Here is a 20,573-nt window from a genome sequence, read left to right as displayed (position 1 = left end):
CCTTACGCAAGGCTGGACGTGGCTGCCATCATGGCGGCCTGGTAGGCGATAACGGCTTGCTCGAACAGCGCCGCCAGCTCGGGGTCGCTCTGGTTGCGCAGATAGGCTATTTCCAGCTCGTCGGCCAGTTCGGGAGCCAGCATGTTCGGGGCTGTGCCGTCGATCACCGACTGAAACAGCGCGCGATCCACCGCCTTGGTTTCAGACTCGGAAGCGGCTGGCGGCGCGGCCTCGGAGGGCTTCTTGCGCACTTCGCGCACGGCCTTCGGCGTGAAATGGAAGTCCAGCTCCACGCCCGCTTCGCGCAGTTCCTGGATGCTGATATACCCAAGCTCCCCGCCATCGCCGTACAGGTCGGCCAGGCCAAAGGCTTGCTCGGTGCCTACGCCCTCCATGTCCTTCTCGGTGATGTACCAGTCGCCGGAACCCCTGAAATAGTGCAGATGCGCGATTGCCTCTTCGCCCTTGCCATCCTGGTCATAGGTCTTCGGCATGTTGGCAATAGTGGCGGCAAGCTCTTTCATCTTGTCAGCGAAGAACTGCCACTCTTCGCCCATCAGGCCGTCGATAACGGCCTTGTTCTGGGCCTCGGACATCCATTTGTTCATGCCGGTATCAGTCAGCACCTTGAGCGCGTCCGCGCGGGTTTTCGCCTGGCCTGTCGATTCCGCAGAAGGCGCGGCATCCGGTTCCTGCTTGGCCGCGAGTAGCGCCGCCACCATCCTTTCAGCGTCATCCTCGGAATACATGAACGGCTGCCCCTCGCTGTCTTTCACGCGCTCATCACCGGATTCCCCGACGTAAATCATGGCCTTGCCATCACCGGCAATGTCGATACGACCCATAACCTTTCCGTCCTGTTTGATGACACCGACATGGCTGGCGCTGCTGGTGGCGTCAAGCGTGGCCGAATGGCCCAGGAATGCCCGCAGCGATTCCAGAAGTGCGGCCACTGGTCGCTCTCCGGCTTCGTCGGCGCTGTCCATGGTTGCCGCTTCCGTCTCGGGGTCGAACGTGCCGCCCATTTCCTCTTCGCTGGGCGAATACTCGTCCTCGGACAGCTCTTCTATGGCCTCGCGGATGCTGGCGGCGGTATGCGCCTCCAAGTCGGCCTGCTCGTCGTTGCCCTCGGCGCGGTTGATCGGCTCATTGTTCTCCAGCACCGCCAAAGACTGCTCAAGGGCCACGACCGCAGCGCCGGTGTCGTCCATGGCCGCGCCTGCCGCAAGCGCCCAATCGACCGAAGCACCATGCGCCTTGACGGCGGTATCCATGGCCTTTGCAGTCACGAACGGGGAATATTCCTCATCGTTCAAGGAGGAATGCAGCCAGAGCTTGAATCCTTCCGTTGCCCCCTCAAACTGGTATGCGGCATCCACGGCGGCGATCTTGTCCGCATCGCTCATTTCGCCTTCACCCGGCTGCCCTGCGCTCTCCGGCGACTCAATTCCGCCCACAAGCTCCAGGGCTTGGCGCAGCCCGCCATAGGCCAGCGCGGCCTTCATGAACCCGTTGAATGCCTTGTTACGCAAGCCGGTAAAGCTGTCGCCATTGCTGGCGTAATAAGCTGTCGCAGCACCACGCTTGCGCGCGACTACCTCTTGAAACCCCTGGTTGAAAATGTGCGCCAGGAATCCTTGCCCGCTCTTCACGGAGCCATCATTGACACGCACATTCATGTGCTCAAGGTCGCGCCAAGCCCATTTCAGACTATCTTCGCGCTTCTCACGTTCGCGTCGCTCGGTGCGCTGTGCCTCAATCTCTGCGCGGCGCTCTGGCGTGATGCCCGCCCACGCATCGAGCTGCGCGCGGCGTTCGCGCTGCGTACCGGCCAGCTTGATGCCGGTGGCGCGTTCGAAAATGTCGGCGCTGGCCTTGTTCTCCAGGTTCCGCAGAAAGCCCCAGGCCCAATCAACGTCCTTGCCTTCGATGGCCTGGACAATCGCCGGAACACCGCCGCCAGCGTCGATTCCATGGCTGGCGAACACCGCGCGCGCTACGTCTACCAGCGGCGTATCGGCATCCAGCCCGGCCAGGGCCGCCCTGCCCGACTCAATCAGTTTCTCCTTGGCTACCGCCTGAATCCGGTCAACAGCCTGCCGGTAGGCTTCGATGGCAGCGCCCTGCGCCCTAAATCCGTCGGTTTCAGCAAGCCCCGACAGGCGTTCATCCCATGTCTTGATACCGGCGGCCTCCAGGGCCACGCTGGCTTTTTCCACGGGCCGGTCAGTATTGGCGGCAGCATGCAGGCGCTCGATTTCGGCCTTGGCCGTTTCGCCATCTACAATGGCATCCCAGTTCACAGCCTCGACCGCCGTATTTATTTTCGCAGCCTCATCGGCCCACGCGCTCATATAGGCGTCAATCAGGTGGCGCTGCTGTTCTTCGAGTTGCTGGGTGGATGCCTCCAGCTCGGCGGCAACTTCTTCAATTGACGGCAACGGCTTGGTGTCCTCCGCCACGACGTAGCCCGCATCACGGATTTGCTGAATGACGGCCTCGGTGTGGACTGCCATAACCTTGCCGCCCTCACTGCCCTGGGTTGCGTTCATGGTGGCCCACGCCTTTTCGCCCTCCGGGGTGTTGGGCAGGAACGTGGTGAACAGTCCATCGGCGCTGCGGCGATAGCTGATATCTGGCGCACCAGTTGCCGGGTCTTCTTGGGTTGTAGATGAACTGACAGGCAGCAGCCCGTCGATATACTTGGCAAACTCGTCGGTTGTCATGGACAGGTCGTCACGAACCGCCTCCTTCGTGTGATTGTCCAGCTCTACAAAATAACCGACGACATTCTTTCCTGCCCCGACATACTCCCAGTTCCAGGACGCGGTGACACCGGCCTTGGATAGCGATTTTGCGTAGGTGGGTCCACCCCACCCAAGCTCGCGCATGGCATTGCGAACAGCGACCGCCCTGGATTGAAATAATGCATCCAACCGATCCTGCCAATACGCCTTGGCATCCTCACCGCCAAGACGAATTTTTTCGTATCCATCAGCGGTAGTCGGATCTACGCTCATCCAAGCTGGCATCACGCCGTTTGCGATGTCGCGCAGGCGCTGCACCTTGGCCGCCTGTCCGTCTATCTGGGCGGCCAGAGCCTCCTTGGTCTGTCCGGTCTTTGGGTCGGTGCCGCCGTTCTCGGTAGCGCGCAGGTATGCGTCCTGCAAGCTGCTGACCTTCTGCACCTCCTCGGCATACGCCCGATTCTTCCGCCCTTGCGCTTCCTCGGTCTCCACCCTTGCCACCTCCAGCTCATGTTGGGCGGCGGCCAGCTCGGTTTCCAGTTCGCTGATTTCGTTTTTCAGCGATTGAATGGCCCCCATACGCTCGGCGCGACGGGCATTCACGCGCTGGAACGCCGCGCTGTTCTTCTCGGACAGGCGCATGATGCGGCGGGCCACCTCGCGCACGTTCAGGTCGGAGCCGCGCTCGGGCGCCACCACAATGGTGATGTCCTTCTTGTTCAGCAGCCACTTCCACGAGATAACCTCATCGGTCGGGGCCATCTTGCCCGGACTCCCGTCGGGGTTGTGAAAGTAGATGGAAACGGTCTGGCCGTCGGACAGCTCGAAGATGACCGCAACGTGGGCCACTCCGCGCTGCTTGAACGGCTCGGTGATCTGCATGGCGACCGGCTTTACCTTATCCCCGGCTCGTTCCATGATGCCGCGCAACAGCTCCATCTTGCGTTCCAGGCGGGCATAGGGCGACACCAGGGCGTCGAACGTCAGGATGCCGTCCGAGTCCTCGGTTATTTCCTCGGGCGTCACGGCGTCCATCAGCAAGCCTTCGCCAGCATCCGCGCAACGAATTTGATACAGAATTTGGTCAAGCGTGCTGCCAAGCGGCTGCGCATCGTTGTTCCATTGAACTTTTCGAGTCATGGTTTCCAGTCCTTCAGGTGGGAGGTCGCGGAGCGGGCGGCTCGTGTCGCCACGCTTGAGCCACCACTTGAGTTGAGAAATTGAGCATGGAACGATGCTGGCAAGCCCGTTCCACCCTCTGTCATAGCTGTCCAGGTAGGCCCGGCGCGCGGAATCCTCATCGGGAAACCCAAGCATTACCTTGTGCTCATCGAAGCGCCCGCCGATGTTCTGGTTGATGACAAAAACCCGCTCGGATTGCGGGTAGAAGCCGATGAAACAATCCACCGCGTCGCCATCGTTTCCCTTGGTTCCGCTGATGTAGCCGTAGTGCGCGGCCATGCGGTTGACCCAACACTTGCCGTTGGCGTCTTTCCCAGTGCGATACGTGCCGCGCGGCTGCTCGATGGCTACCGGAAGGCCGTGGAAGCTGGCCCGCCCTACCTTGTAGTTACCGGCGGCACACTCTGCCTCGCTGGGCCTGGGAAGGTCGTTATCCCCAAAAGCCCCGCTATGAGCGGCGTTCTCGATATGAGTAAATAGATTGTCCATGCAGGCATGGTATGGCTGGGCATCGCAGGAAAAGGGCCGCTTTTTCCGCTACTCGCCCGTCTTGGCGGACTCGATTTCTTCAGCCCAATCACGGGCAATTCCGGCAGCGCCAACCATTTCCCGGCCATGGCGCGCCATGCGGCCATTGAATCCGCCGTAATAGTCCATGGCCGCACCCAACTGCTCCATTTCGGCAGCCACTTCGCGCAGCCGCCGGGCGATTTCTTCAGCCGTCATCATGCTGCCGCTGCCGCGCCCCTCAAGGACGCTATCTGCTGGCGAACATCATCAATGGCGCTGCGCAGAGCATCTCGCTTTTCGGTCAGCACCTGCTCCATGCGCGGGGCAGCAGTGCGAATGCCCGCCGGCGGGCGAACCTTGGCGGCGGCCATCAGTTTCTGGAACCGGGAGCGGCCCGCATCCATAGCCTTCACGATTTCGGCGATGGCCTTGACGTGATCGTCCTGGCTCTTGATCGGCAGGGGCTTGCCGTTCAGCACCACCTGGAATATGTCGCCGGACTGCTTGATGCGCAGCAGGACGCGCTGGGAGTCCGCGAAAGTCAGCGCCATTTCACGGTACGAGATACCGGAAGTGCGTTTGACGGTCGGGATAACCTCTTGCTGAACGACGTTCGCGCCCGCGCGGGAAAAGTAGCGGGCGGCCTGCTTGACGGCCTTATCCTTGGTCGAAAGGTCTTCAAAACTAAACAGTAGGTTTTTCATGTTGCCCCCAGATAATCAGACTGAAGGCATTATGGGAGCCTGGCCCCGCCCGGAGCCGCCCGGTTTTCCGGCAGGTCAGCCACCAGCGAACACGTTACCGGAGCCGGTGGCTACGGCGCTGCCACATGCCACCGAGTCGCCTATACGGCCCAGGGGCTTGCCGTTCACGAACACGGTGCTGGAGCCGGACGCCAGGGCAGAATCGTGGCACGACGGGCCGCAGCAGTGCGTTACCCAGTGATCGCCCTGCCGGTGGGCGCCCAGACCATTCACGAACACGTTGGCGGACGCCTCATCATTGGCGCGCGCGGGAAAGCAGCCGTGTCCGGTGCAGGTATCACCAAATCTAGCGACGGCGGGCATTGACGGCCTCCTTGAGTTGGTCGCGGCCTGGGTCGAAGTTCGCCCAAACGCGCAGCACAAAATCCCCGGTGTGCGTTGAGCCGTCGCTGCACTTCGCGCTTACGCGAATCGTCCAGTCTTTCGTGTTGGCCGGATTCGGGATATAGCGGATCACCTCATCGGCCTCTTCGGGCAGCTCATCGAAGTTGGCGCAGAACCCCGTGACGCCCTGTATCTGATATTCGATTTCCACAGGAGGGAACACATGGGCCAGAGTATTCGGCGCAGACAGCGTAACGCCTGCTGCGCCAGCATCCACCACCAAGCCTTCCAGCGGCTCCGGCCCGACTATCTCGCAGGAGTACCCCACGACAGTCAGAAGCGCCTCTGGGTCTACGGCGGTTATCGGGCCTTCCGTCCAGACCTCATCAGCCTGTACGTCATGCCATGGCACGGTAGCGGGGTCAGGTGTCCAGGTCAGCGGCATATCAGTTCAGGTCGATTCGCGGGGCATTCATCACAATGCCGCCGGGCGTTATCACGATTTCAGACGGCCCGACGGCCAGGCGCATGGTGCCGTCGGCCAGCAGCTCCATATTCGGATGGTGCCAGCGCCGCCAGTCGGCGGAGTTGCCAGCCTCCGGGTTTCTGTAGCCGGTGATGATCGGATAGCGCGGGTCGCCGCCAATAAATGCCACCCATACCGCGTCACCAGCAAGGATCTCCAGCTCTGTGGTATTCGCCCCCGCCCGCGACTTGTCGCCTATGGGGTATTCGATTTCGGCTTCCGGCAGCACGTCGCCGCCATCGGTCAGGCCCGGTATTTCAACGCGGCATGTCCGCTTGGCCTGGTCGTAGGAGCGCACGATAGCCGGATAGCGCCCCGGCATGGTTCCGTATTGCATCATTCCTCCAGTGCGCCCAGCCATAGACGGGTGTAGGTTTCGCTGTCGCCGCCGTCGTCCGTTCCGCTGCTGAAGAAGTGCGCAGCGGTGATGACGGCGAGCTTCAGCCCACCCGTGAAGGCGATCAGGTCGCCAGCGCCCAAGCGAGCGTCATAGTTGATTTTCACAGTCTTGCGATGCACCAGGCACCGCGTCATGTTCCGTAGCCGCTGCACATTCTTATGCGGCGAGAATCGAACCGCGCGGGGCTTGTCGCGCGCACCGAATACGGCCTGCCCTGCCGCATCCAGGGAAAAGAACCACGGAACCTCGTGGCGCTCCAGGAAGCCGCCGTCTACATCATCCGAAGCGTTATCAGGAAGCGTCAGTACAGGCTCTTGCGTGAACAGGTCAGGCAGGCGGATGAATTGGAGCTTGCCATTACGCCAGCGCACAACGCCGCCCTCTTCTTGCAGGGCGCGGGAGATATGGAACGTCGGCGTTTCACCCACCGGGCAATAAAAACGAGGAACAGGGAAGTCAGCATCTACCGCCTTCAGGGTCGCGCCCGCCGCCTTGTAAATGGCGGACAGCGCGGCATCTTCTTTGATAATGGCCCGGCTACGGACGTAGGCCGCACCAAGGCAGGAATCCAGCAGCGCCGTGATGCGATACGCAGCCACTTCGCGCTCGGCTTGAGTTGTCCGGCCAGCAGTGCGGACGGACTTGACGATATGCAGCTTGTCGCCGCCGCTGATTTCCAGCGTCTTGCCCTCGGCCAGCATCTTGTCCAGCTCCAGGCTATCGTCACCGGCCCGAATGTCGGCCTCCAGAGTCACAGGTACGGGAGCCATGTCGGAGCGCAACGTGGCGGACTTGATAAGGTCGCCGCGTACCTGCTTGCCGTTTTCCAGGAATAGGAGCATGGCCGCCCCTTATATAGTGATGATCGGCTGATAAAACGCCTTGCGCGGCATTTCCGATTCGAGCTGCGTGATTTCGATGGCGACTTCACTGGATGAGCGCCCGAATGGGTCGGCGCCCATGCCGCGCGATGCCTCCAGTTGCAGCGCCGTCTCCCGCTCCATGTAGAGCAAGAACAGCGGTCGTATCAGCGCCCACTCTGACGTGGTGATGCCGGTATCGCCTTCTATGGACTGCTCCGGCGGCTCCTTGCCTTCATGGTCGCGCAAAGCTGCAAACCCGGCGTAGAACCGGGTTGCAGCAATGGCTTGAGCCAAAACAGACTCATCGTCCAGCAGGTTGCCCGCTGGCCGCTCATCCTCTGCGAAGGATTTCGCCAAGTCGGCCAGCTTGGTCATCAGCGGTAGTCACCCGAGTTGCCAGGGATGAGTTCACCGAAGTAGTGGTAGAAGATCGTTCCGCTGAACAGGAGCGGCTGCGAACGGTTCTCCCAGTCACGATCAGGGATGTCCATCTGGATGAACGCATCAATGATGCGCTTGGCCCGCAGGAACTTCTGGGGGGTGCCTTCGTAGATCTTCGCATTGAAGGTGCCGCCGCCGCTGGGGTACGTGCCGCCACGGGTAATCAGCTCGACCAGCATCTGGTCGATGTTACCGGCGACCGTCTCCATGAGGGAGATTTGGCCCTGCTGGGCGACCTTCAGTTGCTGGGGCTGCCACAGGGTAGCGCCAAGCGGAGTGGGAACCTCGATTTCACCGGCGGGCGAAAGCTCGGGCCAGGGAGCCTGCTTGCACAGCAGGTAATTGCCCTCGAAACCTTCGATTTCAAAAGTGAAGTCGCTGGAAATGACCTTCGCGCCCAGGGCGGCGGTCTGGTCATAAAAGCCCTTGAGATAGGCAGCATTGGAAACAGTCATTTCGTGTCCTTATGGTGTGTGAAGTCACCCCTGCACTGTACGGGTGCGCCGCCACGCCGCACCCCCTTGTTTTCCGGCTGCCAGCAGGGGGAGCGGCAGCCGGACAGGCTATTTATTGCCCGGTACGGAGTCGATGGTTACGGAGCCGGGCGTAACGGCAAAACGCCGGACTTCCTCGTTCGCATGCTGCGATTCGCCAGTAGTTCCGAACCAGAACGCCAGCACCTGCTTCAGTTCGTTGAACCAGTAGCCGATGATGGTGCCGATGGTCAGGCTGGCCGTGGCGTCTTTCAGCAGGCCGTCGGCCATGCCAGAGAAAACGAACCAGACAATGACGCCCGCCCCCATGAGCAAGAGCACGGTCACTGACGGGCGTACCCAGTCCTTCGCCTGCTGCGCGGCCAGTCGCCGGGCGCTGTCGCGGTCAGCCGCCTCCGCCGCGTACTGCACGGCAGCCGCCTGGAGCCGGTTGTTTTCGGCAGTTACGGCCAGGGTCTGGAGCTGCGTCTTGGAATTGACCTCCAGCTCCTTGAGCTTTACAGCGGCCTGCGGGTCAGTTTCCAGCGCGCGAGAAATGGCGTCAGGCGTCGCCTCGGTTCCCAAGGCAGAGGCCACCAAGCCGCCCACGGCAGCCCCAGCAGGGCCGCCAATCAGCCCGCCCACGATGGGGGCAGCCTTGCCGACTATCCCCGCAATATCTTTCCATTCCATTACGAATCCTCCGCTGCGTATTGCAGATTGCCAGCCACACGGCGCGCCCAGCCACGGCCAAACGAACCCCAGGTTGATAGGTTGGTGTAGAAAATCAGTCGCTCGGCATTGAACCGGGCCAGAACGTCCGTCACGCTCATCGCCTTCACTGCGGCCAGGGTCACGGGGCCGATAGCGCCATCGTCCGCCACCTCGGCAGCGCGTTGCAGGAACCGTACAGCGTTGCCGATACCGTGGTTCACGGCAGCATCGAACACCTGGAACGCAATTGCGCCATCCAGCTCTTCGCTGCGCGCGCGGCTCCAATATTCGGCCCGGTAGATTTCCTTGGCTTGCTCCCGCGTCAGGTCGCGCATGCTGCCGGTGTACCCGGCAGAACGGGCAGTGCGCAGCGTGATTCCCCAGTTCGTCTCTCCACCAGGGTCATCAGGGTGGTTCACATACCCGCCCTCATGGCCTATCAGGCGCTCGAATGCCGCCTCGAAAGTCACCACGGTGCCGGGCGCAGGCGGATTGCTCACAACGGGTTCGGCCTGGCCCGACACGACGACGGGTGCAGGCGCTTGGGCTGCTGGCCTGGCAATTGCGACAAACAGGTTGCGGAACAGGTCTTCGATTTTCATCAGTTGCCCCCGGAAATCTTTGACACCACGCCAGCCCAGATTGCGGCGGCTAGCGCAGCAGCCACGATGCCTATGAACGCCAAGGTTCCATGGTCAGCAATCCGGCGTAGCTTCCTGCCAAACCGCAGATCGGCGCGGAACTCTTCGACGCTCTCCGGTCGGTCAATGTCCACACCGAGAATGGCAAAAACTTTTTTCACTGCGCGGTCAGCAGCACGAGCGGAAACCGCCTCTGCTGGCAAACAGCGCTCATCACTTACTTTCTCGGTCATAGTTGTCGAGTCCTTGAAATGGTCTTGGCGACGATCACACTGGCGCGTATTACGTCATTCAGCCGATTCACAATTGCCGCTTGCATCTTCAATTCGGACTCCCTTCCTTTTTTCCAATCGTTGAACGGTTTGCCCTCAAAGAATTTCCTTGCCACGCTCGGTTGCATTTGCATGGCTTCGGCTAGGGATGTTGATGAATATAGGGTCAGGCTAGACGCCAGACTCATCAGGTTTTCCGACCAGTTCGAGCGCGACGCGAGAGAGGCAGGTACGCACCGGAAATCGCGCTGGCGGCAGGTTCGCTGCCGCCCCTCCTTTCGGCATAGCCACGACGCCGCCGGGTGAAAACTCGATCTTGAACAGGTGATTCAGCTTCTGGCGGCCCGTCAGGTACATACCCATCAGCGCCTCGAAGTCGCTGCCAGGGAAAGCCGCCATCACGCGCATACGCTCCACAAGGTATTCATCGAAGGCACCATCGGCCATGGCCGTATCCGGCGCTTCCTCGCTGGCGCGTACCAACTGTGCTGCCATGCCGCCCAGAATCCAGTGCAGGCGGCCCGTGAACGGCTGGCCGGAGGCGCTCTGTATCTCACCCTCCATGCGCTCAATGGACTCCACCATGCGCCCGGTCAGGTTCTGAATCTTCCAGGTGTCGCCGCCCAGCTCACCCAGCTCAATCATGGGTGCCTGGGTCTGTATATCGGTCGCACCGTCCAGGTAGTCCGAGTAATGCCCGCCACCGACGGCGAAATCCGGGCCATCATCGGACGTGGAGGCCAGGTAGTGACAGACAGCCAGCATCCGCTCCTGCACCGTCCAGTGCGCAGGATCTTCAATGCCCTTGGCGGACTGCACGGCAGCTCGCAGGAAGGCCGTACACTCGGCTTCCTCAAGGTGGGGCGGCATGGCGGCGATGGCGACCGACTCGCTGATACTCAGCTCACGCAATTGCACCGTCAGGCGGCGTGTGCGCAGTGGTGGAAAATGAATCACGCTCCCTCCTACAGAGAAGCAAACGACGCATTGCTCCAGTCCTTGCGGTCGAGCGCAGTCAGGGTACAAAGCGTCATGGGTACGGCAAGCTGGACGAATTGCCCGCTGCTGTTCACCGGCGAACTCAATGGCATGCCGATGGATTCGATAACCAGGGGAGAAAACACGCGGCCCTTGTACTTCATGGCTATCCGCGTCGGAGACTTCGATGGCATCAGGGCTTCGATGTAGCCCATGTCGCCCTTGGCCGTCTCCACGGCCCGCGCCAGCACAGACCCATCCTCAGACAGCTCCACGGGAAGCGCCCACTCCATCAACTTGTTGAAAGGCGCTTCGACCTCGCTGGCCGCATTGCGCCAAGCCCGGAACAGCGCCACCACGGTAATCTTGACCGGCGGCATACCGTTGAAAACCTGGGTGCTGTTCAGCTTGGTGATGCCGGTACGGCCCTCAAACTGCTTCAGGAACTCCCCGGACTTTGACTGCGCATCGCCCTCACCTTCCTTTTGCTTGCCCATCACGGCATCCACCACCGGCTGCAACGCGCCGGACTGGAGCATCGCCATCAGCGCGGGGGCGCGCGACTCGGGGCCGGATTGCTCGAATGGCGATTGCCAGTTGAGCACCATTTCCAGATTGGCTTCGGTCAATGGCGCAAGCACCGTCACCGGGTCAGTGCCGCCCTCGCCCTCGATGCGGCCCCATGTATGTTCGCCCGTTTTGGCAACCTCGTAGAACGACGCTATGAGGTGTGGCGACAGGCCATCCCACAAAGACGTGAGAACAGGGCCGGTCAAGCTGGCGGGCATTCCGATAGGGAAGTTGTTCATGGCATAAAAAAACGGCGCCACCGGCTATTGCACAGCGGCGCCTAAAGCCCCTCGGCAGCGGTTATTTACAGACCGGACTTACGGCGCAGACGCATGGACTTCATGCGTCGCATCATGGCTCCGGCGGAATGGCTCTTCATGCGCGCCTTGCGGATGGCGACCTTCTGCTTGGGAGAAAGCCGAACCACGCCGGAAATGCGCTTGTTGACGCGAACCTTCTTGCCGTTGCGCACAACCAGCTTCTTCCGGTACACGGCGTCCAGAACAGCATCCAGGGCGGATTCCTGGTCTTCTTCCGAGAACACGAAACTGTCAATCTCGGAACCGGCCTCGTCCTCGCCCTCGGGCAGCACAGACGCCACCAGGTCGCGTACACGGTCAGCGGCTTCATCATCCCAGTCGTTCAGCAGGGAACCGGCGTCCTCTTCAGTGACGCCCAGCTTGACCAGGTAATCCCAGCCCGCATTGAGTGCCACATTCAGTACGCCCTGCTCTTCCTCGGTGATGTCGCCATCCTTGTTGGCGTCAGCGATGCCCACAAAGAGCGCCATCAGGCGGTCGGAGTAGCTTTCGCCATCGTCCAGGTCGTCGGTTTCCGCCCACTGCTGCACGGCAGCGACCGCCGCCATGCTGATGTCGTGGATGGTGTAGTCATCCGCGCCGGACAGCGCCGGGCCTTCACCAGCGTCATCCAGCACCGGCTTTTGCTTGCTGCCCTGCTGCTTCATGGCAGCGCGCAACATTTCGCTCATGCTCATAATGTTTCCTTGTCGATGATGGTTAGCGGGTCAGCGTCTGGGTCACAAACGTCTGGCGGTTGGTGCCGTCGTAGCGGAGCCAGTACGACACATCCATGGAGTCGTAGGGGCGTAGCTCATTGGGCTGCACCTGGTAGGCCCACGCCTTGCCGTTCATCATTGGATCAGCCGATGGAACCAGCCACTTGGACGCCTCTGCGCCTTCAAACAGGAAGGTCAGGTAGTCGCGCATACGCTTCACGGAGGTTTCCATCGGCAATTGCAGATAGTCCTTCGCGGCGCGGGTCACGGCATCGTCAATGTGGGTGGACATATCGGCCACCGCAATGAGCTTCTTCAGGCTGGATTCCACCAGGGCGCAAGTCAGCGAATCGCGGAACACGTAGCGACCGCCGCCGGTGTACGTCTCGTAGATCACCGGGTTGATCTTGGCGCGCGCCAGCAGATTCAGCTCCTGATTGGTCGGCGAGTACACCTGCACGATGCGGGTGCGCTGTACCGGCCACTCGCGGCCCGCAATCGGGTAATTCTTCGGTGCGAAGCCCTTGGCGTTCTTCACCGCGTTACGCCCGCAGGCGTAGGCGATGTTGAGCGTTTCGGTGCCGATGAACCCGTGCGGGTTCACGCCGGTCGGGTCGTCGGTCTTGAGCGGCGACCAGAAAGCGTGCATCAGGTGCGCGGTCGGGCTGGCTCCCATATTGAGCTGATTCACGAACGCAACAGCCGCTTCCGGCGACAGATTGCCCGGAACACCAAAGCGGAGCTGACGGTTGGTGTCGAATGCCAGTTGCGCCAGTTGCGCCAGCAGGGCGGGCGCTTGGGTGCCGCCGGACGACACATAGGCGTAATCGAGCTGGGTGTATTGCAGCTTTTCACGCGCAGCCATGTAGTTTTGCGTGGTGTAGGCGGTGCCGCCTTCGCTGAAGCACACCAGAGCGTCCGACTTGGCCCATTTCTGCTGGCCGTTGGAGTTGTAGCCGTAGGCGTCGGAGCCAGCGGCGATCACAGCGTCATCACCAATGGAGCCAACAAGGATCTCCACCTCGTCCGTTTGGCTCAAAACCACGTCAGGCAGATATGCGGAGTTGCCGTAATCGTCCTTGGCGTCGCTCTTCAGCGAACCGTAGAACTCGTACAGCATGTTGCCTTCCTTGTCGCGCAGGCGCAGGGTCAGCTTGTCGTTGTCGGCGGGCAGGCCGCCCTCTTCGACTTCCTCAGCCCGGAACTCCAGCACGATACCGTCGTTAAAGCAGCCCAAGTGCTTGACCGCAAACAGGTAGCTGCCCACCGGCTCATCGTCAGAAACAGTGAATTCGAAGGCGCCCGTGGGTGTGGTGTCGTCCAGTTCAGGCTTGACGACTGCCCACTTGATGACGGCAGAGTCCGTCACTAGGCGTTGAATGACGGCCTGGTATGCGCCCTTGTTCAGAGCTTCAACAACGTGTACCCAGGCTTCGTTCAGGGCATTCAGACGAATCTGCTCGCCACTGCCCAGCTTCTTGAACACGTTGCCACGATCAACGGCAAAAGGCTTGTCGATGCGGCCACGAGTGGCGCGCATCATGATGCCGAAAACCTGATCGGAGTTATCACCGGCGGGAATCTCGGATGCGTCGCGCAGCGGGTTAAGCTGCACCCCAGATTCCGCGCCCAGTTGTCGCACGAATGCGGTGCTCATGGCCTACCCCCTATTAAGCGTTCTCACCAGCACCGGCTGCGCCAGTGCCTTCCGTGCCGCCAGTATTGGCTGTGCCGGTGGTGTTTTCGGTTTCAGCAGGAGCGGCGTCCAGCAGCGCGGCAAGCTCATCCTTCTTAGCGTTGGATGCGAACTTGATGCCCTTTTCCTTCAGCAGCTCCTTGATCTGCTCGGCATTCAGCCCATCAGACAGTTTTGCGGCGCCTTCCGTGCCGCCAGTGGCGGCGTCGGTTTTGGTCGGGCCTGAAGAGGCTGCGACCGCTTCCGAAATGGTCAAGGCCAGCTCATAGCCATTCAGCTCGGCCACCTGCTCAATGCTCGATGCCAGGCGCTGGAACAGGTCGTGGCTGTCGATCACGACGGACGCTTTGCTTTCCTTGGGATTGGCTACGTGGCGCAGGAAAAGACCTTTCGCCTCGGGAAACACCACGTCGCGCGGCATGTGGTTCTGTACCAGCACGTTGAGCGGATACTTGGCGTCAGCGAACGTCTCGGCTACAAGGTCGTTGCAATCCTTCCCGGTAAGGGAAGGAGCACCCAATTGGACTTTACGAATTGTCATGGCTCCATCCATCCTTGATTACATGTTGGTGACTTCGATCATGGCGAAGCCACGCGAAGACGGGTCGTGAGGGTTGACCGCCGTGAAGTTGCGGGCGTAGAAGCCAGCGCCTTGACGAAGGTCGGCGTTGACCGCCAGCGGGATTACGGTGGGCGGCACGGCATCACCCAGCACCACGGGGTTGCGCGTCACGTCAGTAGCGCGGCCCACGCACAGGATTTGTGCGGTGGTTTGGGTTTCGTTCAGACCCTTGGGCGTGTAGTACACCTCGTACATGCCGAACAAGCGGCCAAGGCGATAGATACCAGGGCGCGGCGCGATGCCGGACGGCTGGAAGATGGTCGAAGGCAGGCCCAGGAACTGCGCAGCGATACGCTTGCCGACGTACAGGTGGGTCACACCATGATTGATGGTGTCTTCCGCCATTTTCTGAGAAACGATGCCCAGCGGGTAGGCGAAGTCGGCCCAGATAGCGGAACGGCCACCGTCGTTGTAGCTGGCGGCGTCGCCGAAGTCGAACGTTTGCGTGTTCATCGCGGCCAGGCGGCGGCCCTTGCGCAGCACGTCGTAGTGGCGCTCATTGGCAAACTGCGCCTGGATGGCGATCACACTCTCGCTGTACGGGTCGAGGCCCAGTTCGTTCGCCATCTGGGTGCGGCTGTCGATGGTCTGGTGCGTGGTTACGCGCCAGGGCTTCGCATACAGCGGGAAGGTATTGACGGCAGAAATGATAGAAGGCGTCAGCTCGGGCGCGCGCTCGAAGTCGATAAAGCCTTCAACCACGACAGGAACCGTATCGGGCAGCTTCGGCGTGGTCGTCAATGCGTAAGCGCCGGTATCGGTGTTGATCGAACCGCCGATGGCATAGTCCACACCAGCAACCTTGATGATGCCGGAAATGGTGGAGTTGCCGCTGCCGGACGAATCCACTTCGCGGGCGGCCACACGGCCATCGACATAAACGATGGTGCGCCCGCGCAGCAGTTTCAAGTCTCCGCCAGCAGGATTGCAGGTGTCCTCGGTTGCCTGAATCTTGGTGATCTTGCCGGTTACGGCGCCGTCGAGAGCGTCAGGCGTCGAAGTATGGACGCGGCTGGAGCTGATGTAGGTGTCACCAGAAGCAATGCCATCCAGCAGTGCGTTCTGGCCGTAGGAGCCGAATGCGCTGCCAGCATGGTGCGTCATGATTGCCAGCTTGGCTTCGTTGGAACCGATGTCGGCAGGCAGGTAGTGCGCGAACGGAATAGCTTCGCCCATGGCCGCCAGAATGGCGATAACTGCCCTGTTGGGCTGAAGCGACATCTGGTCGTGGTGGGTCGAGTTCGCCGAATCCAGGGAGAACTTCTTGCGGGCGTGTTCGGTGGTGGCGTATGCGGTGTGCAAAGCCAGCTCAATCACGTCAGCAGGGGCTTGGCAGCCGTGCTGCGCTTCATACACGTCCACGCCATCCAGAATGGCGCGGGTAATGAGGGAGGAATCTTCATCGCCCGCCTCATCCAGCACATGCTGAAGCTTCTCGGGCACTTTCACGCCCGCTGATTGGTTGGTGGCCGTCACGATGAAATCGGCTGCGGCTGCGGAATCGAAGGTGCCGCCCTTGATGGCGTTGTCCTTCAGGTTGTCTACAAAATGGGCTACTTCGGCAGTCTCGCGCTTGAAGTAATCCTGGCGGGTGCGCTTGGTCATGTTTTCGTGTCCTTTCGGAAAGTTCAGTCACGGACGCCGGTCAATACCGACTGACGAACATTCTCAAGGCCCACGTCGCACCCTAAATGGGCTGTTTTCCGGGTTTTAGCCCCCGCCGCCCGGCGGCACGTCATCACCGCCGGGCGGCGGCGTCTCCTGGTCGCCAGAATCGCCCTCATCAACCAGCGCGCCAGCAGGTATATGCAGGTCGTCACGCCGGTTCATGACGTAGCGAGTCGTGTAAGGCGGGATGTTGGACGTGGTTTCAATGGCCACCACCTCAAACGCCAACATGGGGGCGGACGCTTCTAGGCCCAGCAGCAGATAAACAACGTCATGGCTGCGCAGGTCGAACCACTCTTCATGGCCGGACGGGTGTTCAGGCTCAACCATGAACAGGAACTCATCGTTCGCCCCAATGTTCGCGTCGCCCCGCTTGGTCATGGGGGCCGGTGAAAAGCCCTCGGCGGGCAGCGCATGGCCGTTACCCAGGAACTGGTATTCGTATTTCTCTTCGTCCATAGAGTCCAGAACACCCAGGCCGCCCATCGTCGGGGCGCCCCCCATGTTGTCCGGCGCGGTGCGCGTGACGCCCTTGCGGAACACCTGGCAGTTGAACGAATTAGGGTGATTCATCACCACATTGCGCGCCATTCTATTGATGGCGGCAGGAACATTGGTCAGCATCGCTTACCCCTTTTTTGCATGTTGGGCCAGCAGCGCAAGCACCTGGTCGGGCGTCATGCCGAACTGGTTGCCCAGCGTGGCGGCTGCACTCTTTGTTGATCGGCGTGTGGCGGGGTCTGGCCTGCTTGGTCGCTTGGCCGAAGCCCGCTTCGCGGAGCGCGCCAGCGCCCGCTTCTCGCGCACACGCGCGGCCTCGGCTGCCCGCTGCTCACTGGTTTTGATGCGCGCGGGCGTCCTGGCCTTCAGCGCGTCCTCCGCCTCCATCTGCGTGAGCTGGGTGCGGGCCTTGTATTCAGACACGCTGGCAAGGTGCTTTTCCAGGAACCGCAGAACTGCCGTGGATGATTCCAACTCGGTCATGACGCGCAGGACATGCTTGCAGGCCACGCCAATCAGTCGCGGGTTGCGGATCTTCGGATAGCCGGTTTCCTTGCGCCCGGCAGCGAACCCGCCGATGGTGGCGACGTACCGGAAGAAATAGCGGTGGCGCTCGCAATCACAGTCGAATGACAGTTTCTGCTTGCGAAGCCAGCTTGCCACCTGCTTTGGCGTCTTACCGTCCTTCCGGGATGCGGCAGCCAGTTGAGCTGCCGCCCCCTCAAATTCGTGCAGGTTGACCACGACATGGTGGCGACTCACCTTGGAGTCCGGCCCCGCGTTGGTCATGAACCGAATCGTGCCGTTCAGCGCGGATACCGGCGCGGCCATGGTGATTTCGCGGCGGGCCTTGTCGATGTCGCTGGACGGCTGGCCGGGCGACACGTAACGCAGCGGCGTCGAGGATGCCAGGTCGATAACCTGGCGCGCGGTGATTCCCTTCCCGCCCTTGAACCGCCTTTCCGCCTGCCGCATATTCTGGCGGAACGCGGCCAGGTCATCAGCGGTAATCGGCCTGGCCTGCCCGCCCAGGGTCGTAAACAGAACCCGGCCTGCATCCCATTCGCCCTGTACCTCGCGCTCGGTCAGGATGATGTTCTTGTCAGCAGGCGCACGGCCAGCGGCTTCACGCTCGCGCCGGTCAGTCTCAAAGCGCCCTTTCTGTTCTCCGACATGCCCCCGGACTTTGCCAAGCCAGTCATTCATGGCTACGGCTCCATCCAGGTTGGTGCGAAGTCTCGGCGGTACTGCGCCACGGATTCAAAGCCGGTACGCCGCTTGATACTCATCAGCAGCCCGTCGCTGGGCAGCGCTATGCGCTTCTGGGGAAGCGGCTGGTACGGTGTATCCAGGCCAGCAGCAGCCATAACGGCCAGAACCTCATCACGACGCCCGTACACGCGCTGGGAAACCAGCGTCAGGTCATGCGCTTCGTCGGGCTTCGTTTCGTACCATACCGCCGTGGCATCCCACGACTTGACGCTTTCCGCGAACTTACGCACCTCGCGGTAAAAGCTCTTGGCGGCGCGGGTGTCTCGATCAAGCATGACGACCCCTTTCAAATGGTCATGATCCCGCCGCCCAGCAGGTCGCGGAACGACTCTGCCAGCTTGACGGTGCGCTCTACGGTGTCTGATCGGGCGGCATGCAGGCACGTCGCCAGCGCCGCGATCTGCCCGCAGGTGATTTCCGGGTTGACTCGGTATTTGGGGCCATTGGTGTCGATGCTGTCGCGCTCGATGGACTGCTCCGGGTTCGCCCGTGCGGCCCGGTTGCCGAACACAAGGCGGGCGCTCTTGCCGTCGGACGCAATACCCGCCTTCAGCGAATAGAACGCCTCAATGGCGTCCATCAGGCTGTCGTTCGTGAAAAGGCCGTCGCGGGCTATGTCCTGGTCATTGGTCAGCACGATGCAGCCTTCCCGGCGCTCGGCACGGTAGGCCGCTTCCGCGCTCACCACCAGGACGCGGGCAGCAGGGTCATACGCGGAGAACAGAGAGCAAGGCCGCCCGCCGTAGCCGGTGATCGTCGCCTGGAACTGAATCACGGCTCGCCCCCTTCGCCGGTCGATACCTCGTAGCTACGAATCGTCATGGCGTTCCCGTCCATGCTGTCTACGCTCACGGACTGCACCAGCGGGTAGCCTGCCGGGTCATCCGTGCCAGGAACGCCCTTGCCGTCATTCGGCTCGCCATCCTTGGGCGCATCGAACAGCGGGATTTCCGCCCGCAGCGTGATGTCCATGGCAAGCACAGTCAGATTCTTGGAGCCGGTGGCAATGGACATGGCTGGAACGTCCGGCGATTCAATCTGCACCGGCCAGGCCGTATCTATGCCAGCGAACCGATAGGACGCCTCAAACCGGCGGCTGCCGGTTTCATCCAGGAACAGCAGGAATTGAGCGGCCAGCGACCGGGCCGACGGCTCATCCGTAGCGAATATCACGATCTGCACCCGCACATCACCGGCCAAGGCCCGCAAGCCGAACAGTCGCTCCTTGTCGTCGCCCGGAATCATCACCATCTGCCGGTCGGCCACCTGGCGGGTGTAGTCCCGGCCCGTGGGCGTGTAGTCCTTCGCCATCGCCACGATAATGGCGGGCAGCTCTGGTGGCGTGGTGGGGGCATTCTCCATGTCGGTACGCATCCACAGCGCCAACATGTCTTCAGCCGCATCTACCATGCGCGACGGCGCCCAGGCGATGGCCTTGGAAAGCGGACGCGCCACAAACCCCTCCAGGGGCTTCGTGGTAGGCACGACGGAATCGAAGTAGCGGCTCAAATATCCGCCGAATGCAACTTTGACTGGTTCTAGCATGTGTGATTACCGGCGCATGAACTGGCCCAGGAGGCGGCCATAAAGCGGTTGGTCGGTCGGGTCTTTCTCCGGCCCGCGCGGCTCGATAAACTCGGGCAGCGCATCAGCGCCATGGAACGCGGCAGCGTCGCGCTTCATGCGCTCAACCGGGTCGGCAGACACCGCTATCGGGGCAATGGCGACGGAATCCAGGGCCGCCAATGGATCTTTGCCGCTGGCCGCCACCATGGAAAGCAACTGCTCGTTCTCTGCTCGCAGGCGCTCAATAACCTCGTTCGCCTGCTCACGGGCCGTATTGGCAGAGTCCAGCAGCCGCATAACGCCGCGCATCTGCTCGTCGTAGATAGCCGCCTCAATGTCATCCAGCGTCATGCCGTTCACATCGTCCAGCGTGTAGCCCCGGTTGGTGCTGTAATTCGGCTCCAGCACGTAGTCGAATCCAAAGAACTCCGGGCGGTGCTGGTCGATAGCGGAGCTGAAACCGCCCGCGCGGCTGGTGTAGAGCTTTGCCGCCACCTGGCCGGGGTCGTTGTTCAGGAACTCTGCCTGATGCTCAATCGTGCCGTCCGGGTGCGCGCGCAGCAGCGTCGTGACAAGCGCAGGCTCGACCAGCGACGGGCGGCCACCATCCATGCCGCCCTCTGCCGGGTTCATGCCGAACTTGATGCGCGGCCAGTGTCCGTAGTAGCCCAGCATGTCGCGGTTCTTGACTCGTTCCTGGCAGGCCGGGCTATTGATGGCGTCACAAATGGCGCGGATGTTGAAATGGCGCTCTTTGCCGCGAAACTGGCGACCGCGTTCTTTCAGGTTGTAGGTGATTACCTTGGTTTGCATGGTGGAAACCTC

At 61.4% G+C, this 20,573-nt stretch carries 25 protein-coding genes; all 25 read right to left on the bottom strand.

Annotated features, from left to right (window positions below):
* Positions 1–2: 2 nt before the first annotated feature.
* The 25 genes from PIGHUM_RS22580 to PIGHUM_RS22460 all read right to left on the bottom strand — a co-directional run bounded on the left by PIGHUM_RS22580 (position 3) and on the right by PIGHUM_RS22460 (position 20,561).
* Complete coding sequence (locus tag PIGHUM_RS22580) at positions 3–4,418, bottom strand: defense against restriction DarA-related protein (RefSeq protein WP_124081943.1); 4,416 nt, start codon at positions 4,416–4,418, stop codon at positions 3–5.
* 48 nt (positions 4,419–4,466) lie between these two features.
* A complete protein-coding gene (locus PIGHUM_RS22575) occupies positions 4,467–4,658 on the bottom strand; it encodes a hypothetical protein (RefSeq protein WP_116802416.1) in 192 nt (63 codons plus the stop codon).
* A complete protein-coding gene (locus PIGHUM_RS22570) occupies positions 4,655–5,143 on the bottom strand; it encodes a defense against restriction DarA-related protein (protein WP_116802415.1) in 489 nt (162 codons plus the stop codon). Before PIGHUM_RS22570 ends, PIGHUM_RS22575 begins: the two co-directional genes overlap by 4 nt.
* Before the next feature lie 75 nt (positions 5,144–5,218).
* The gene (locus PIGHUM_RS22565; RefSeq protein ID WP_124081942.1) at positions 5,219–5,506 is read right to left on the bottom strand and encodes a PAAR domain-containing protein; all 288 of its coding nucleotides are present in this window, start codon (positions 5,504–5,506) and stop codon (positions 5,219–5,221) included.
* On the bottom strand, positions 5,490–5,972 hold the full coding sequence (locus tag PIGHUM_RS22560; RefSeq protein ID WP_124081941.1) for a hypothetical protein: 483 nt from the start codon (positions 5,970–5,972) through the stop codon (positions 5,490–5,492). Before PIGHUM_RS22560 ends, PIGHUM_RS22565 begins: the two co-directional genes overlap by 17 nt.
* A gap of 1 nt (position 5,973) precedes the next feature.
* Complete coding sequence (locus PIGHUM_RS22555) at positions 5,974–6,390, bottom strand: hypothetical protein (protein ID WP_124081940.1); 417 nt, start codon at positions 6,388–6,390, stop codon at positions 5,974–5,976.
* The gene (locus PIGHUM_RS22550) at positions 6,390–7,295 is read right to left on the bottom strand and encodes a hypothetical protein (protein ID WP_124081939.1); all 906 of its coding nucleotides are present in this window, start codon (positions 7,293–7,295) and stop codon (positions 6,390–6,392) included. Before PIGHUM_RS22550 ends, PIGHUM_RS22555 begins: the two co-directional genes overlap by 1 nt.
* 9 nt (positions 7,296–7,304) lie before the next feature.
* Positions 7,305–7,691, bottom strand: a complete 387-nt coding sequence (locus PIGHUM_RS22545; RefSeq protein ID WP_116802411.1) for a hypothetical protein — start codon at positions 7,689–7,691, stop codon at positions 7,305–7,307.
* A complete protein-coding gene (locus PIGHUM_RS22540; protein ID WP_116802410.1) occupies positions 7,691–8,212 on the bottom strand; it encodes a hypothetical protein in 522 nt (173 codons plus the stop codon). Before PIGHUM_RS22540 ends, PIGHUM_RS22545 begins: the two co-directional genes overlap by 1 nt.
* Positions 8,213–8,320: 108 nt before the next feature.
* The gene (locus PIGHUM_RS22535) at positions 8,321–8,923 is read right to left on the bottom strand and encodes a hypothetical protein (protein ID WP_171943354.1); all 603 of its coding nucleotides are present in this window, start codon (positions 8,921–8,923) and stop codon (positions 8,321–8,323) included.
* Complete coding sequence (locus tag PIGHUM_RS22530; protein ID WP_116802409.1) at positions 8,923–9,546, bottom strand: glycoside hydrolase family 108 protein; 624 nt, start codon at positions 9,544–9,546, stop codon at positions 8,923–8,925. The genes PIGHUM_RS22535 and PIGHUM_RS22530 overlap by 1 nt, the downstream gene beginning before the upstream one ends.
* On the bottom strand, positions 9,546–9,818 hold the full coding sequence (locus PIGHUM_RS22525) for a hypothetical protein (RefSeq protein WP_116802408.1): 273 nt from the start codon (positions 9,816–9,818) through the stop codon (positions 9,546–9,548). The genes PIGHUM_RS22530 and PIGHUM_RS22525 overlap by 1 nt, the downstream gene beginning before the upstream one ends.
* On the bottom strand, positions 9,815–10,045 hold the full coding sequence (locus PIGHUM_RS22520) for a hypothetical protein (protein ID WP_116802407.1): 231 nt from the start codon (positions 10,043–10,045) through the stop codon (positions 9,815–9,817). The genes PIGHUM_RS22525 and PIGHUM_RS22520 overlap by 4 nt, the downstream gene beginning before the upstream one ends.
* Positions 10,029–10,814 carry a hypothetical protein gene (locus tag PIGHUM_RS22515; RefSeq protein ID WP_116802406.1) on the bottom strand — a complete coding sequence of 262 codons (786 nt, stop codon included), beginning with the start codon at positions 10,812–10,814 and terminating at the stop codon, positions 10,029–10,031. The genes PIGHUM_RS22520 and PIGHUM_RS22515 overlap by 17 nt, the downstream gene beginning before the upstream one ends.
* An 8-nt stretch (positions 10,815–10,822) precedes the next feature.
* Positions 10,823–11,644 (bottom strand): hypothetical protein, encoded by an 822-nt coding sequence (locus tag PIGHUM_RS22510; protein WP_116802405.1) that lies wholly within the window; start codon positions 11,642–11,644, stop codon positions 10,823–10,825.
* 65 nt (positions 11,645–11,709) lie between these two features.
* A complete protein-coding gene (locus PIGHUM_RS22505; RefSeq protein ID WP_116802404.1) occupies positions 11,710–12,402 on the bottom strand; it encodes a hypothetical protein in 693 nt (230 codons plus the stop codon).
* Positions 12,403–12,424: 22 nt separating this feature from the next.
* A complete protein-coding gene (locus tag PIGHUM_RS22500; RefSeq protein WP_124081938.1) occupies positions 12,425–14,080 on the bottom strand; it encodes a hypothetical protein in 1,656 nt (551 codons plus the stop codon).
* A gap of 13 nt (positions 14,081–14,093) precedes the next feature.
* Positions 14,094–14,660 (bottom strand): hypothetical protein, encoded by a 567-nt coding sequence (locus tag PIGHUM_RS22495; RefSeq protein WP_116802402.1) that lies wholly within the window; start codon positions 14,658–14,660, stop codon positions 14,094–14,096.
* Between the two features lie 18 nt (positions 14,661–14,678).
* Entirely contained in the window at positions 14,679–16,346 is a 1,668-nt protein-coding gene (locus tag PIGHUM_RS22490) for a hypothetical protein (protein WP_116802401.1), read from the bottom strand.
* A gap of 105 nt (positions 16,347–16,451) precedes the next feature.
* Positions 16,452–17,033, bottom strand: coding sequence for a hypothetical protein (locus tag PIGHUM_RS22485; protein ID WP_116802400.1), 582 nt, complete (start codon positions 17,031–17,033; stop codon positions 16,452–16,454).
* Positions 17,034–17,036: 3 nt separating this feature from the next.
* Entirely contained in the window at positions 17,037–18,116 is a 1,080-nt protein-coding gene (locus PIGHUM_RS22480; protein ID WP_116802399.1) for a hypothetical protein, read from the bottom strand.
* 2 nt (positions 18,117–18,118) lie between these two features.
* Positions 18,119–18,457 (bottom strand): hypothetical protein, encoded by a 339-nt coding sequence (locus tag PIGHUM_RS22475; protein WP_116802439.1) that lies wholly within the window; start codon positions 18,455–18,457, stop codon positions 18,119–18,121.
* 11 nt (positions 18,458–18,468) lie between these two features.
* Entirely contained in the window at positions 18,469–18,957 is a 489-nt protein-coding gene (locus PIGHUM_RS22470) for a hypothetical protein (RefSeq protein ID WP_116802398.1), read from the bottom strand.
* Positions 18,954–19,727 carry a hypothetical protein gene (locus PIGHUM_RS22465; RefSeq protein WP_175606809.1) on the bottom strand — a complete coding sequence of 258 codons (774 nt, stop codon included), beginning with the start codon at positions 19,725–19,727 and terminating at the stop codon, positions 18,954–18,956. The genes PIGHUM_RS22470 and PIGHUM_RS22465 overlap by 4 nt, the downstream gene beginning before the upstream one ends.
* Positions 19,728–19,733: 6 nt before the next feature.
* Positions 19,734–20,561: a hypothetical protein gene (locus PIGHUM_RS22460; protein ID WP_124081937.1), complete on the bottom strand. Its 828-nt coding sequence runs from the start codon at positions 20,559–20,561 to the stop codon at positions 19,734–19,736.
* Positions 20,562–20,573: the final 12 nt, after the last annotated feature.

The organism is Pigmentiphaga humi, assembly GCF_900606115.1.
GTDB classification, from domain to species: Bacteria; Pseudomonadota; Gammaproteobacteria; order Burkholderiales; family Burkholderiaceae_B; genus Pigmentiphaga; species Pigmentiphaga humi.
This window is presented reverse-complemented; position numbering and strand designations above follow the sequence as displayed.